We start from the raw sequence: 13872 nt of genomic DNA on the forward strand, positions 1-13872 counted from the left end.
GTCCTGTAACCCGTACCTCGCGTTCGCCGTCATGCTTCACGCGGGTCTCGACGGCATCGAGAACGACCTCGAGTGTCCGGACCCGGTTCGCGAGAACATCTACGAGTTCGACGAGGACAAACGCGAGGAGTACGGCATCGAGACGCTGCCGTCGAACCTCGGCGAGGCCGTCGACGCCTTAGAAGAGGACGAGGTCGTCCTCGAGGCCCTCGGCGAACACGTCGGCCCCAAGTTCATCGAGGCCAAATCCCAGGAGTTCGAGGACTACCTCGTCGACGTCTCCCAGTGGGAACTCGACCGCTACCTCGAGACGTACTGAGCGTCCATCGGGCGTAGTGGGCCGCCGCTTACGTGTCGCCCCCACAATACTACCGGATGGACGTCGCTACGAAGACGCTCGGTTATCGTAGACCGTCTCATACGGGTTGCTGTACCGATCTACTGGCGAACCCGCGACCTCTCTGCGGGTTCGCCGGTACCGACTGACAGTAACCCGTATCATACGGACCGCGATGAGTCGGTACCGGTCGATCGCAGACCGGCGTGCGATCGACCAGAAATCAGTCATCGCAGACCGTATCAGTCGGCGACGACGTACGTCGTACCGTCTTTTTCGAGGAGACCCCTACTTGTCAGCGAGTGGAGCACACTCAACACGTCGATTTTCTTCAGCGACAGCGCTCGTCCCAGTTCGTCGACCGTTGCACCGCCGGTCGTCTCGAGATAGACGTACACGAGTTTGGCCTGGGCGGATTCAAGTTGGTCGGGCACCGGTTCGAGCCGTTCGGCTGGGACCCGCTCCTGTGATCTCATTGTCACTCGAACGGATTCCGTTCGAATATATAACTGTTGGTGGCGGTTGTGTTTATATCGTATGGGACGAATATATATGTGGCTCGTTACGCATCACCGTACACTGGCACCGCGCCACCGCTGGTAACGGTTGTGGCATCGCTACAGAGAACGGCCATTACGTCGGCGATTTCGGCCGGGTCGACCCAGCTCTCGTGATCGGCGTCGGGCATCATCTCGCGGTTCGCCGGCGTGTCGATCACGCTCGGCATCACGCAGTTCGCTCGAACGCGTCCGCGGTTCTCCTCGGCGATCGTCTCGGTCAGTAGCCGAATACCGGCTTTCGTGATCCGGTACGGTCCGTCGCCGTCGCCGCCCTCGAGCGACGAGCGTGCGCTCACGCTGACGATCGATCCCTCGGATTCCTGTAAGTGGGGAAGGGCGTGTTTCGACGCGAGAAACGCGGTTTTCAGGTTGACGTTCATCAGGAGATCGAACTCGGACAGGTCGGTCTCCTCGATCGGGTCGCCGCCGCGCCAGGTTCCAGCGACGTTGAGCAGGTGATCGATCCGACCGTGGTCGTCGACGATATCGGCGACGAGCGCCGACACGTCATCTTCGTCCGTCAGATCTGCCTGGTGGAACTCGAACGCCGAATCCCCCTCGCGCTCGAGTACACTGTCGTCGTCGGGCTCGACGACATCGACACCGCAGACGGTCGCGCCAGCGGCGCGAAACTGATCGACCGCCGCACTACCGAGAGCGCCGCTCGCACCGGTGATTACGGCGACGGTTCCGTCGAACGTCACGTCGAACGTTGTCTGTGGGGACATAGCGGTGTGTGATACGGACTGGCGTAAGTCAGTTCCGGCGGATTCGGGAGCGGTTCGAGGGACATCCCAGCCCGGATCAGGTGCTCTGATACGTCTTCGGTGGTGGAAGCATCACCTGTTCGAACCAGAACTCGACCACGGAGTTTACCATCTCACCGTACTCGTCGGGATCGGTTGGTTTGGTGAGGTAGGCATTCGCTGCGAGTTCGTAACTCTCGAGGACGTCTTCGTTGGCCTCCGAATCGGTCAGGACCAACACTGGAAGGTGTGCGAGAACCGGTTTCGATCGAACGGTCTCGAGGAACTCGAACCCGTCGGTTCGCGGGAGGTCGAGATCGAGAAGAACGAGATGGGGGAGAGAGGGTGGACCGGCTTCGTTCCGGACGCCGAGTTCCTCGAAGGCTGCCTCGCCGTCGGTGGCGACGCGAATCGTCACCGCTGTCGGCGATTCGTCGAAAGCGTCCCGAAGGAGGCGGACATCCCCTGGGTTGTCCTCGACGTGCAGTATTTCGATCGGCCCCTCGAATCGGTCACTCATCGTCAATCTCCACGTGCATCGTCGGTCGAGAACGCATACGCAACATTCGACACCGTACTCGTTCGCCCGTATTCACGGGATCCGTTTAAGAGTACTTGCTAAACGGTTTGGAACGAGCGCACGTGGGACTTCTGTTGGGGGCTGTGTTACCGTCGTTCCCGGCTCCCCGATAGTATATATTATCATCGTCCCTTCGGCTACGTACGGAATGCGATTGATCGCTCATCGCGGATTCGCCTCGGAATCGCCGGAGAATACGATCGTCGCGGTTCGATCGGCGACTGAATACGCCGACGCCGTCGAGTTCGACGTTCGTCGGTGTGGATCCGGAGAACTCGTCGTCATTCACGACGAAACCATCGACCGCGTGACGGGCGGTATCGGAACCGTCGCCGACAGTTCCCTCGAGGAACTCAAAACCCACACCATCCTCGAATCCGACGAACGAATCCCGACACTGGAAGAGATGCTCGAGGCCATCCCGTCGACCGTCGAGGTCAACCTCGAGATGAAAGCGCCAGGCATCGCCGCCGACGTTCTCGGGATACTCGAGGGCGTCGAGAACCGCGTCGTCGCCACGTCGTTTCTCCGTCAGGAGCTCCGGACGATCCGCGACCTCGATCCAACTCAGCCGACCGGTTTGCTCGTCAGCCGCCGACTCGAATCGCCGGTGACGACGGCGGTCGAACTCGACTGCGACGTCATCGGTGCGAACTACTGGCGGTGTCTGGGCACGCGACTCGTCTCCCGGGCGAAAGCCGTCGGCCTCGAGGTCCACGCCTGGACGGTCGAACGGCCGCTGACCGCGACGTTACTCGGGTTGCGGGGAGTCGACTGCGTCTCTGCAGATCGGCCGATCGACCTTGACTAGCGAGTAGGGCATCCCCGTTTTCCCCGATCGAACTCGAGCGAGAGTCGCCACTGCACGTCGATGCACACCTGATCGCACGGCGAGAGCCCGGTTCGGAGTGAACGGGTGAGCGAGAACCACGATGGAAACGGGGAGGAAGTGATCCGTGAGCGGTGCGATCAGTGTGTAAAACGGGACGGTGGGCGTGAAACGGTACGTGGAAAACAGTACGTGGTCGCAGTTCCGATCCCGTCACTCGATGGAGTCGACGCCTTCAGCGTCGACCGTTCCGCCGTCGTCGGCTCCGATCGGAACGAGCGTCGAGATGCGGGCGTTCTCCTTGATTCGAAGCCCGCCGTCCGCGATCGAAAGCGGGATCAACGGCAGATGGGATGCGACCAGCATCGACGGGTGAGAGCCACCGCGAGCGAGGAGTTCGTTCCGGGGCTGAAGCTGGAGCGACTCCTCGAGGTCGGTCAGGAACTCGTTGTGCTGGACGACGTACTGGCCGCCCTCGAGATTCCACCAGCCGAACTCGTCGTCGGGGTTCCGAGGCTCCGTTGGCATCGGCTCGAGGTCGGCGTCCTCGAGTTCGTCGCCGCCGAAGTCGATTCGGCCGGGTGAGGCGACCTCGTAGACGGCGCTGACCGTCAGATCGATCCCGTGTTCGTGAACCTGCGTCGGTTCGTACACCAGGTTGTCGACGGACTCGACGAGGGAGTGTTCCGCTGACATTTCGAGTGGATGAACGGTTCGTGGACGCAAAAAGGATACCGGTCACGATCTCTCCGCTGCTCGGATCGACGTGCACCCGGCCAGTACGTGACGGCTATCCGTTCCCGTGGACGTAATCACTCGGTCGGTGGCTCGATCGGAATCTCGAACGTGATCGACGTCCCGACGCCGGGGGTCGAGTCGACGTCGATCCGCCCGTCGTGGATCGCAACGATCTTCTCGCAGATCGCAAGTCCCATCCCGGTTCCCCCGCCGTCGTTCGTCCGATCACCGCGTTCGAAGAGATCGAACACCCGATCGGCATACTCGGGAGCGATTCCGACGCCCGAATCCTGGACGGTAAACACCCAGGTAGATCCATCTCGTTCCCCCGAGACCGTGATCTCCGGGGGCTCGTCGCCGCTGTACTCGAGTGCGTTCGTAAGCAGGTTCTGGAAGAGTCGTCGAAGTAGGTGGTCGACCCCGTAAACCGTCGGCAGCTCGTCGACGTCGACCGTCGCGTTCCGGTCGTCGATCTCGAACCGGAGCCCGTCGAGGACTTCCGTGACGAGACGGTCGCAGTCGACGGGGCCGAGCTCGTTCGTTTCGCGTTCGATCTTCGAGTATGCGAGCAGGTCGGCGATCATCCGCTGGGCGCGTTGTGCGTTTTCCCGTGCGACACGCACGAACTCCGTGTGTTCGGGGTCGAGTTCGTCCGCGTTCGGCTCGACGATCGAGAGAGACTGCTCGATCGTCCGCAGCGGTTCCCGGAGATCGTGTGAGACGACGCCCGCGAACGACTCGAGTTCGGTGTTCGACCGACGGAGACGGTCGAGCGTCTCCTCGACTTCCGCCTGGAGTCGCCGTGTCTCGGTTACGTCGCGAACGAGGATCGATCGACCGAGTAGATCGTCGCCGACGCCGTGGACGGGAGTCGAGGTGAGTCGCAGGTGTCGGCGGGTCGCTCCCCGATCGACGACGAACTCCGCTTCGCCAGGGGAGCTCTCGTCGGCTGGAGTGCTCGAGACGGCCGGCCCCCCGTCGACTGATTCGTCGGTGGATGGGAACTCGAGGTGTGACGGCGGCACTTTCGTCCGGCTAGTCTCCGAGGACGGCTCGGTCGTCGAATCGGGTTCGGTCGTGACGCCGCCATCAGTTCGCTCGGAGGGATCGTAGCGCGTCGGATCGACGAACGTGCCGTCGTCCGGAAACAGCGACTCGAACGGATCGCCGATGACGTCCTCGGGGTCGACTGCGAGCAGACGACCGGCGGACCCGTTGATGTCGACGACGCGGTCGTCCGTATTCAGGACGATCATTCCGTCCTGAAGGGTGTCGACGATCAGCGACCGTGCGACCGGCGTCAGATCGAACAGCCGGTAGTGATAGATCGCGAGGAAGAACAGAAATCCGGAGATCGTGAAGCTGAACGCCGTGAGGTCGACGTACGGGAGAGGGCCGAAGCCGGCGTGATAGAGGACGTTCGTCGCGCCCGCGATCGCCGCACCGACGATCAGCAATCCGACCTGTCGCCGATAGACGCGAGGCGACCAGAACAGCAGGTGGGTGAGTACCAGGACTCCGACGGCCATGAGCGTGTAACTGTACGCCGCGTGCGCCCAGAAGGCAATGCCGAACTCGTGTTGAGAGACGACGAGCGTTCCGTCAGCGACGCGTTTCGTCTCTATCGGCTCACGAACCAGGTGGTGATAGCGGTTCGTCGAGACGAGCCAGAGGTACACTGCCGGGACGACCGAGAGGCCAAGGATCATCCGTCGGTTCAGCCAGCGGTCCCTGGCGGCGAACTGGAGCGTAAAACAAAACCAGGCGACGGGGACGATCGTGACGCCGACGTGGTTCGCGTCGGCCCAGAAACCGATCATCGCTTCGTTCGCACCCGCGAGTTGGAACGCGTAGGTGATCGCCCACAGCGCGGTCCCGACCATGAGTGCGGCGAAGCTACTCGCGCCGGTAATCTCGCGGTTTTGCCAGGCGTAGACGCCGATCGAGGCCATAATCGACCCCGCGGCAAGCAGGATCGGCGTAAACGGGGTATACTGCCACTCCCACCCAACCGTCTCGAACACTGACGTCTCGTACACTGGGAGACCGGACTACTAAATCCACCGCCACAGTTCGATTCCCCGCGGGTTCGACGTTCGGCGTCTTCGCCGTGGGTCGGTCCGTGAATACTTCTATGGGCATCGAATCCGTGCATCGAGCATGGACGTCCTCACAGACGAGATCGTTCGCTTCGTTCGCGCGGTCGGCCCGAAGCAAGACGACACGCTCCGCGAGATGGACGAGTTTGCCCACGCGGAGGGGTTTCCCCACGTCGGCCCCGAAGTCGGCGCGTTCCTCCGGTTCGTCGCACGGTTAAGCGACGCCGAACGAATCTTCGAGTTCGGGTCTGGTTACGGCTACTCGGCGTACTGGTTCGCCGACGCGCTTCCCGACGACGGCGAGATCGTTCTCACCGAAGTCGACGAGGACGAACTCGAGTTAGCCAGGACGTACATGGCCGAGGGTGGGTACGACGACCGTGCGCGGTACGAACTCGGCGACGCGATGGCAACCGTCGACCGATACGACGGCCCGTTCGACGTCGTGCTGATAGACCACCAGAAACATCGGTACGTCGACGCCTTCGAGGCCGTCCGACCGAAGGTGCCCGTCGGCGGCGTGATCGTCGCGGACAACGCGATCACCGCAGCTCCGATTCAGTTCGAGACGCTCCTCGAGCTCGTCGCGGACGACTCGAGCGACGAACAGCGAGAACGACGGAACGCGAAGCGAGACGAACCGCTAGAGCCGAACGAACACACGCGAGGAATCGCCGACTACCTCGAGCGAGTGAGCGCCGATCGGGCGTTCGAGACGATCGTCCTCCCGTTAGGGGAGGGGATCGCGGTCAGTTACCGGGTGGAGTAATCCGAGCTCTCTCCCTCGAGAATCTGTTCTTCCGGTATCTCGGCACCGCCCGAGGCACCGTACTCGCGGAAGCCGAGGAAGGTAGTCGTCGAACAGGCAACGAACAGCGTCGCCCACGTAATCGCCCACAGCGAGAGCGCGAGGATCTCGGCTGGGCCGGGGATCGCACTCGCGACGACGTCGACGCCGACGACGTGAACGACGGTGATCGCCAGGAATCCGACCCAGAGCGCAAGCGAGCGGACGGCGAGCGTGCGTTTGGAGACGCGGTTTGCGTACCGGGCGACGCAGTAGACCCCGACGATTGCGAGTGCGGTCGCACCGGCCGTCGGCACGAGTGCGTCGGTGGCGACGGTCGTCCCACCGGCTGTGGCGAAGCAGGCGAACGATACGGCCAGCAGCAGTCGATCCGAACGGAGTGTTGTCGGAATCACGTCGTGCACCGCTTTGCTGGCACCTATAGCCGGTCGGATATATAGCTGTTGGCTGGCAGTCGGCGGCAGCTAACCGAGCAGCAAAGGGGCGTTCCAACGGGTTAGGGACCGGGTTCGGGCTCGAGATCGGAGTCCGTGAGGAGTTCTTCGAGGGGGCGTTCGTCGATCCACTCGAGTAGCGCCTCGAGTTGGTCCGTAGCGGCCTCGAAAAGCTGCTGACCGATCTCGGGGGTTGCGTCGGTCTGATCGCCGAAGACGCCGTTCGGGCTGTGTTCGATCGTGTCGTAGAACGTCGTCGCCCCGTGGACGCGTTCGGCGTCGTGCTCGAACGTCGCCCCGCCGTCGCGGGCGTCCTCGAGTCGGTCCTCGCGGACGAGGTCCGGGGCGATGTGCATGATCATCGCGGTCTCTTTCGGCCCGCCGTGGGGGCCCAGAACGTCGAAGGCGTCGTCGATCAGGTCGGGGATCGATTCGTTCCACATCCACTCGATGGCGAACGCGGTTCCATCTTGCTGGAGCCGGCGGCCGACCTCACGGAGGTGGACGACGTTCCCGCCGTGGGCGTTGACGTAGACGACTCGATCGATTCCGTGGGCGGTGAGGTTTCGTGTAAAACTCTCGACGAAGTCGCGAAACACCGGCGGTTCGACCCACATCGTTCCGGGGAAGTGGCGATGGTGACTGCTCACGCCGATCGGAAGCGTCGGCGTACAGAGGTGGCCCGTTCGATCGCTCGCTTCGCGTGCGAGGGCTTCGGCGATGAGGTAGTCGGTTCCCTCGGGGAGGTGTGGCCCGTGTTGTTCGGTCGAACCGATCGGGACCACGGCGACCGACCCGGTCATGTCTTGGAGTTCGGGCCAGGTCCGATGTGAGACGAGCATACCTCCATATCGGTCCCTACGGACAAAACCTTGTGTGGCCGGTCGGACGCCCACTCCGCCGCTCCCGTTGGGTTCAGAGCCGACACTCCTGTCCGAGGACCACGTGATGATAAGGCTTAATAGAATTGTTCCGCTGAGTTATTATATGGCAGTCGTAAGCGTCTCGATGCCCGACGAACTTCTCGAGCGCCTGGACCAGTTCGCCGAAGAGCACGGTTACACCGGTCGCAGTGAGGTCGTCAGGGAAGCCTCCCGAAATCTCTTAGGCGAGTTCGAGGACACCCGACTCGAGGACCGAGAGCTGATGGGGATCGTCACGGTACTGTTCGATTACGAGACGACGAGCGTCGAAGAACGCATGATGCACCTTCGCCACGAACACGAGGAGCTCGTCGCCTCGAACTTCCACAGCCACGTCGGCGACCACTACTGCATGGAACTGTTCGTCCTCGAGGGCGACCTCGAGGATATCTCGACGTTCGTCGGAAAGATCCGTGCGACCCAGGACGCACTCACCGTCGATTACTCCGTAATTCCCGTCGACGACTTCGATCCGATCTCACAGGACCATTGATACGGATTGCTGTAACTATTTACCGGGGTAACCGCGCCTCGCCTTGCGGTTGCCCCGGAACGGACTTACAGCAGTCAGTATGACGGTACCAACAGTCCCCCAGGGACGTCGCGAGCGAACGCTCGCTCCGTTGGGGAAAGTGTCGAGGCGGTACTGGGCGGTAAACGACCACAGCAGAACGTACCAATTCGCGACGGAACACGTAGTTTTACTGTCGTCCCGTCAAAGGATACCGTATGTCTTACCGGAAGGTGAACTACGAAGACGTCGATCAGGTCTCGAGTGCGATGCACTTTCTCAGCGATCCCCTCGAGACGGAACGGGTCGGCGTGACGGTCGCACGCTGTGACCCCGGCTGGAAGAGCCGTCCGCACGATCACACGGACAACGACCACGAGGAGGTGTACGTCTTGATCGAAGGAGACGCGACGGTCGTCGTCGACGACGACCCAGTCGAGATGGAGACCGGCGATGCACTCTGGATTCCGCCGGAGTCGACCCGACAGATCCACAACGGCGACGACGAGAGCGCGTTCGTTCTCGTCAGTGCCCCCAGCATCGGCGACGACGACGGTGATGACGGCGAGTGGCTCCTCACCGGCTTCGCCGGCTGAGCGAAACCGAGTCGAGCCGAGCGCGCCCCCGAACCGGACGGTTTTGACGATCGACGTGATCGTCGAAGACGGGTGATCCGCGATCTACTCCACACATCACGCAGCGATCTCGCTCGTCGTCTCGAGCGTCCTCGTCTACACCATCGAACCGGTCGCCGTCTTCGGCCACGCCGTTCCGTCCCTCGTCCTCGTCGTCTACGGGACGCTCCTCGGCGTGGTCGTCGATCTCGATCATTTCTTCATCGCCCGCGCGAAGACCGGCAACTGGGCTGCGGTCCGCTACTGTTTCGCCAACCCGGTCGCAGCGATCCTCGACCAGCGTCGGATCTTCGACCGCGGCGACGTCGGCGTCCTCTCTCGTCTCCTGAGTCACCTGGTGATCGCCGGGGTGCTCGTCCCGCTGTTCGCCCTCGAGAGCGTCGCGGTGGCGATCCTCACCGGCGTCGTGCTCTACGTTCACGTCGTCTGTGACATCGCCTGGGATCTCCGACGACTCCGCCAGGAGACCGATCCGATCGCGGAGAGCGAACGCGGATCGGCGGGTAACGGACTATGAGCTCGAGTCGTCGTCCGGAACCGTGGGAACCGACCCTGGCCTATATTCCGCCTCGTGTAGTGTAGACGGACATGAACCTGCTCGACGATGGCATCGTGCCGGAGCACGCACGCGAGATCAAAGCCGAGGCCCGCGAGTTCGCCGAGGAATACATCGAACCGAACGCCCGCGAGTACTTTCAGTCGGGCGAGTACCCCCACGAGATTCTCGAGGCCGGCCAGGAGGCGGGTCTCGTCGCACAAGACATTCCGGAGGAGTGGGGCGGTCGCGGACTCGATCTCCCGCAGTTGCTCGCGCTCACGGAGGAGTTCTACCGCGCCGACGCAGGGATCGCCCTGACCCTTCAGTTGGCGAGTTTCGGCTGTGAGATCACTTACGACTACGGCTCCGACGAACAGTGCGAGGAGTTCGTTCGACCCGTCGCCGAGGGTGATCAGCTCTCGGGGCTTGCGGTGTCGGAACCCGAGACGGGAAGCGACCTCGCCGGAATGGAGACCCGCGCCGAAAAAGAGGGTGGCGAGTACGTCATAAACGGCGAGAAGTACTGGATCGGCAACGGCGTCGAAGCCGACTGGATCACGCTCTACGCCCGCACCGGTGACGACGAGACCAATCGGTACGGCAACCACTCGATGTTCATCGTGCCGACCGACGCCGACGGCTACGAGGCCGAGCACATTCCCGAGAAGATGGCGATGCGCGCCTCGAAGCAGGCTCACATCACGTTCGAGAACTGCCGGATCCCCGAGGAGAACCTGATCGGTACCGAGGGCGCTGGCTTCTGGATGCTCGCCGAGTTCTTCAATCACGGCCGGGTCGTCGTCTCGGGACACGGACTCGGCCTCGCCGCGGCCGCCATCGAGGAGGCCTGGGCGTTCACCCACGACCGCGAGGAGTTCGGCCGAACGATCAACGAGTTTCAGGCGGTTCAACACGCCCTCGCGGACATGCTGATCGATTTCGAACGCGCACGAGCGCTCTCCTGGCGAGCCTGCGAGAACGTCGCTCGAGGAGACCGTCCGGGCTACTGGGCGGCACTGGCCAAGACGAACGCGACGGAAGCGGCCGTCGACGTCTCGGATCGCAGTATGCAACTTCACGGCGGACGGTCGATCCTCGATCGCCGGCGGATCGCACGCGTCTACCGCGACGCACGCATTCCGGTTATCTACGAGGGGGCAAACGAGATCCAGCGGAACCTGATCTACAGGCAGGGATCGTAGGGAACCCGTCGTCGAAAGCGATCGCGGGTGTCGTCTCCCGGTTCGAGTCCGCCACGACCACCGCCGCCGATCGTGTGCCGAAAGAACAATCCGTTCAGACGAGAACCATCTGCCAGAGACGCCGGACCGAGAATGACTACCCGTTTCAGAGAGGGACGACAATGAGTCGACCGCGAGTTTTGTGTGTGAGCACGGACCGTGCGACGCGTGCGTCAGTCACGCTCTCGCTGACCGACGCCCCCGTCGACGTCGTCATCGCACAGCGGCCGTGCGCCGCCGTCGCCCGACTCGAGGAGGAACGGATCGACGCCGTCCTGGTCGACGCGGCGACGGTCGAGAACGTCCCGGACGTCGTCGACGCCGTCGATTCCGAGGCACCGGGCGTTCCAACGTTCGTGCACTGGGGTGACGGGGACGCCACGGGTGCGGATTCGGTGGCCGTCCTGGGCGAGGTCGTCGCCCAGTCGGAGCAAGGGGAGTCAGCGACGAGACTCGCAGACGTCGTGACGGCACGCATCGAAGCCGACGGACCGTCCGACGACGGTGCCGCGGTCGGTTCCGACGACGGGACGACTCGATGCGACGCCACGACTGAACCGGCAGTTCCCGACGACGAACCGCTGTCGGCCGACCTCGACCGGATCGTCGGGTCCGTCCGGCGACAGTTGATCGACGTTCGATCGCCACTTACCGTCGAGCGAGTACTCCGGGAGTCGTTTACGGCGAACGATCGGTTTCTGTTCGCCTGGGTCGGCGAGTACGACCGCGGCGAGCGGGAGATCGTCCCGTGGCTCTCGGCATCCACGGAGATCGACTGGCCACTTGGCCGAACGTTCGCGATCGGAAACGACGAACACCCGTTGCTCGAGCGAGTGATCCGAAGCCGACGCGTTCAGGTCCAGCAACCGCTCGAGGACGACCCTGTGGTCGCCCCGTTTGGCGACCGCGCAGTAGGTCGCGGCGTCGACGCCGTCGCTGCGGCACCGCTCGCGACGTCCGACGAATTGTACGGCGTGCTCGTCGTCTACGGACGCGACTCGCTGTCTTCGGCCGAACGGAAGACGATCGAATCCGTCGCCGAGGCTGCCTCCTACGTCCTCGAGACGATCGCGGTCCACGGACAACTCGAACAGCGCGAGCGGGCGCTACAACGCTACGAGCGCCTCGTCGAAACGGCGGGGGACGGGATGTACGTCTCCGACGACCAGGGCCATTTCATGACCGTCAACGACGCGCTCGTCGATATCACCGGCTACAGCCGGGAGGGGTTGCTCGGCGAGCACGTCTCGTTGCTGATCGACGAGGAGGACGTCGACGCGGGCGAGGAGACGATCGTGTCGTTGCTCAAAGGCGACGGGAAGGAGACGACCGACACCATCGAGGTAACGCTCGAGACCAAAGACGGCGAGACGATTCCCTGTGAGGTACAGATCGCCGTCCTCGTTCGTAACGAAACGTTCCGTGGTTCCGTCGGCGTCATCCGGGATATTACCCAACGAAAGCTCCGCGAACGAAAACTCCGGGAGCGAAACGAACGCCTCGACGCGTTCGCGCGGATCGTCAGCCACGACCTTCGGAACCCGCTCAGCGTCTCACAGGGGTATCTCGACGTCATCGAGGAGACGGAGTCACTCGAGCACGTCGAGAGCGTCCGGAGCGGGCTCGATCGGATGGAATCGATCGTCGAGGACGTTCTCGCGATCGCTCGAGGTGGCGAGTGGGCAGCCGAGACGGTGCCGGTCGAGTTCGAAGACGTCGCGACCGAGGCCTGGGATCACGTCTCGACGGAGAACGCTACCCTGTCGATCGACGAGACGATGACGATCGACGCCGACAGGCCGCGTCTGCTCCGCTTGCTCGAGAATCTCTTTCGCAACGCAATCGAGCACGGCTCCGTGGGCCAGTCGCGACTCTCGGTCCGAACCGGACCGCTCGGCGGGGGCGAACGAGGGTTCTACGTCGAAGACGACGGAACCGGGATTCCCGAAGGGGTTTGCGAGGATCTCTTCGATCCATCGGTCTCCTCGTCGTCGGACGGACTCGGTATCGGGCTCTGGATCGTCAGAGAAGTGACTACCGGACACGGGTGGTCGGTTACCGCCGTGGAGAGCGAGAGCGGAGGGGCACGCTTCGAGTTCCGATTCGACGATCAGTTCTCCGGTTGAATGTCCTGGAATGCGCCGACGAAGTCGTCGTGACTCGATAGACCGGACACGCTTTCGTCGACGCGTCGTTCGAGTTCCTCGATACGCTCACGAAGCTGTTGGTACTCCTCGTTGGTCGCGAGGACTCGATCGGCCTTTTCGGACTCGAGTAACGCCTTCTTCGAGACGAGCGCGTAGTACTCGAGAATGTCCGACTCGTACTCTGATCGGCCCGAAACCTCCTCGACGATCCCGAGGAGTTCGTCCTTCGACACCGGCTTGACGAGGTAGTCGTCGAAGCCCATCTCGATGATGTCGAAGTCCGGATCGACCGCGGTCACCATCACGACGCGACAGTCGTATCCGTCGTCACGGATCGCCTCGAGGACGTCGTCACCCGACAGGCCCGGCATCCGACGGTCCAACAGGACGACTTCGATCGACTCCGCCATCTTCTCGAGCGCTTCCTCGCCGTCGTAGGCCGTGTCGACGGACCACTCGGTCTCGAGCCACGTGGCAAACAGATCGGCGAGACGGGCTTCGTCGTCGACGACGAGTACCTCTAACCCGTCACTCATTGGGAACTCCCTCCGTTCTCTTCATCGATTAGAGCCACGGGACACCAATGGTACCTCTGGGTGATAAATCTCGCGACCAGCTATCAACATATCTATGATTCATCGGGATTCGGTTAGCCGTTCTTCCGATAATCCCACACTAAACTCCAATTATCCATCCACATTCCACGTTAGTTTATCCATCTCTCGGCCAATATATGTCGAGGGAGC

Annotated in this window: 16 protein-coding genes and 1 pseudogene; 8 read left to right on the plus strand and 9 right to left on the minus strand. The window is 62.7% G+C overall.

Features of this window, described 5'->3' with window-relative positions:
• A pseudogene (locus GRS80_RS20630) lies at positions 1-319 on the plus strand (glutamine synthetase); the annotation flags it as partial.
• 260 nt (positions 320-579) lie between these two features.
• On the opposite strand, the gene GRS80_RS05995 reads toward GRS80_RS20630, so the two are convergent.
• From GRS80_RS05995 to GRS80_RS06005, 3 genes are all read right to left on the minus strand, one after another.
• Complete coding sequence (locus tag GRS80_RS05995) at positions 580-813, minus strand: MarR family transcriptional regulator (RefSeq protein WP_149079904.1); 234 nt, start codon at positions 811-813, stop codon at positions 580-582.
• Between the two features lie 86 nt (positions 814-899).
• A complete protein-coding gene (locus GRS80_RS06000) occupies positions 900-1625 on the minus strand; it encodes an SDR family oxidoreductase (RefSeq protein ID WP_160046765.1) in 726 nt (241 codons plus the stop codon).
• 76 nt (positions 1626-1701) lie between these two features.
• On the minus strand, positions 1702-2163 hold the full coding sequence (locus tag GRS80_RS06005) for a response regulator (protein WP_160046766.1): 462 nt from the start codon (positions 2161-2163) through the stop codon (positions 1702-1704).
• 208 nt (positions 2164-2371) lie between these two features.
• On the opposite strand from GRS80_RS06005, the gene GRS80_RS06010 reads away from it, so the two are divergent.
• Positions 2372-3034: a glycerophosphodiester phosphodiesterase gene (locus GRS80_RS06010; RefSeq protein WP_160046767.1), complete on the plus strand. Its 663-nt coding sequence runs from the start codon at positions 2372-2374 to the stop codon at positions 3032-3034.
• A 231-nt stretch (positions 3035-3265) separates the two neighbouring features.
• On the opposite strand, the gene GRS80_RS06015 is transcribed toward GRS80_RS06010, so the two are convergent.
• Complete coding sequence (locus tag GRS80_RS06015) at positions 3266-3748, minus strand: dCTP deaminase (RefSeq protein ID WP_160046768.1); 483 nt, start codon at positions 3746-3748, stop codon at positions 3266-3268.
• Between the two features lie 116 nt (positions 3749-3864).
• Positions 3865-5829, minus strand: a complete 1965-nt coding sequence (locus GRS80_RS06020) for a histidine kinase N-terminal 7TM domain-containing protein (RefSeq protein ID WP_160046769.1) — start codon at positions 5827-5829, stop codon at positions 3865-3867.
• A 121-nt stretch (positions 5830-5950) separates the two neighbouring features.
• On the opposite strand from GRS80_RS06020, the gene GRS80_RS06025 reads away from it, so the two are divergent.
• Positions 5951-6658 carry an O-methyltransferase gene (locus GRS80_RS06025; protein ID WP_160046770.1) on the plus strand — a complete coding sequence of 236 codons (708 nt, stop codon included), beginning with the start codon at positions 5951-5953 and terminating at the stop codon, positions 6656-6658.
• Here GRS80_RS06025 and GRS80_RS06030 read toward each other — a convergent pair.
• Both GRS80_RS06030 and GRS80_RS06035 read right to left on the minus strand, forming a co-directional pair.
• Positions 6643-7101 (minus strand): hypothetical protein, encoded by a 459-nt coding sequence (locus GRS80_RS06030; RefSeq protein WP_343161469.1) that lies wholly within the window; start codon positions 7099-7101, stop codon positions 6643-6645. The genes GRS80_RS06025 and GRS80_RS06030 overlap by 16 nt on opposite strands.
• A 92-nt stretch (positions 7102-7193) precedes the next feature.
• The gene (locus GRS80_RS06035) at positions 7194-7973 is read right to left on the minus strand and encodes a creatininase family protein (protein WP_160046771.1); all 780 of its coding nucleotides are present in this window, start codon (positions 7971-7973) and stop codon (positions 7194-7196) included.
• 145 nt (positions 7974-8118) lie between these two features.
• Here GRS80_RS06035 and nikR point away from each other — a divergent pair, with 145 nt between their 5' ends.
• Both nikR and GRS80_RS06045 read left to right on the plus strand, forming a co-directional pair.
• On the plus strand, positions 8119-8547 hold the full coding sequence (gene nikR / locus GRS80_RS06040) for a nickel-responsive transcriptional regulator NikR (RefSeq protein ID WP_149079895.1): 429 nt from the start codon (positions 8119-8121) through the stop codon (positions 8545-8547).
• A gap of 236 nt (positions 8548-8783) precedes the next feature.
• Positions 8784-9161, plus strand: coding sequence for a cupin domain-containing protein (locus tag GRS80_RS06045; RefSeq protein WP_149079894.1), 378 nt, complete (start codon positions 8784-8786; stop codon positions 9159-9161).
• Here GRS80_RS06045 and GRS80_RS06050 read toward each other — a convergent pair.
• The gene (locus tag GRS80_RS06050; protein WP_160046772.1) at positions 9142-9396 is read right to left on the minus strand and encodes a hypothetical protein; all 255 of its coding nucleotides are present in this window, start codon (positions 9394-9396) and stop codon (positions 9142-9144) included. The genes GRS80_RS06045 and GRS80_RS06050 overlap by 20 nt on opposite strands.
• On the opposite strand from GRS80_RS06050, the gene GRS80_RS06055 reads away from it, so the two are divergent.
• From GRS80_RS06055 to GRS80_RS06065, 3 genes are all read left to right on the plus strand, one after another.
• Entirely contained in the window at positions 9376-9717 is a 342-nt protein-coding gene (locus tag GRS80_RS06055; protein ID WP_235019656.1) for a hypothetical protein, read from the plus strand. The two genes, GRS80_RS06050 and GRS80_RS06055, sit on opposite strands and share 21 nt — an antisense overlap.
• A 71-nt stretch (positions 9718-9788) precedes the next feature.
• Complete coding sequence (locus tag GRS80_RS06060) at positions 9789-10940, plus strand: acyl-CoA dehydrogenase family protein (protein ID WP_160046773.1); 1152 nt, start codon at positions 9789-9791, stop codon at positions 10938-10940.
• 161 nt (positions 10941-11101) lie between these two features.
• The gene (locus tag GRS80_RS06065; protein WP_160046774.1) at positions 11102-13105 is read left to right on the plus strand and encodes a PAS domain S-box protein; all 2004 of its coding nucleotides are present in this window, start codon (positions 11102-11104) and stop codon (positions 13103-13105) included.
• Here the strand turns inward: GRS80_RS06065 and GRS80_RS06070 are convergent.
• The gene (locus GRS80_RS06070; RefSeq protein ID WP_160046775.1) at positions 13090-13662 is read right to left on the minus strand and encodes a HalX domain-containing protein; all 573 of its coding nucleotides are present in this window, start codon (positions 13660-13662) and stop codon (positions 13090-13092) included. The genes GRS80_RS06065 and GRS80_RS06070 overlap by 16 nt on opposite strands.
• Between the last annotated feature and the right edge of the window lie 210 nt (positions 13663-13872).

Source organism: Natrialba sp. INN-245, assembly GCF_009807105.1.
Lineage (GTDB): Archaea > Halobacteriota > Halobacteria > Halobacteriales > Natrialbaceae > Natrarchaeobius > Natrarchaeobius swarupiae.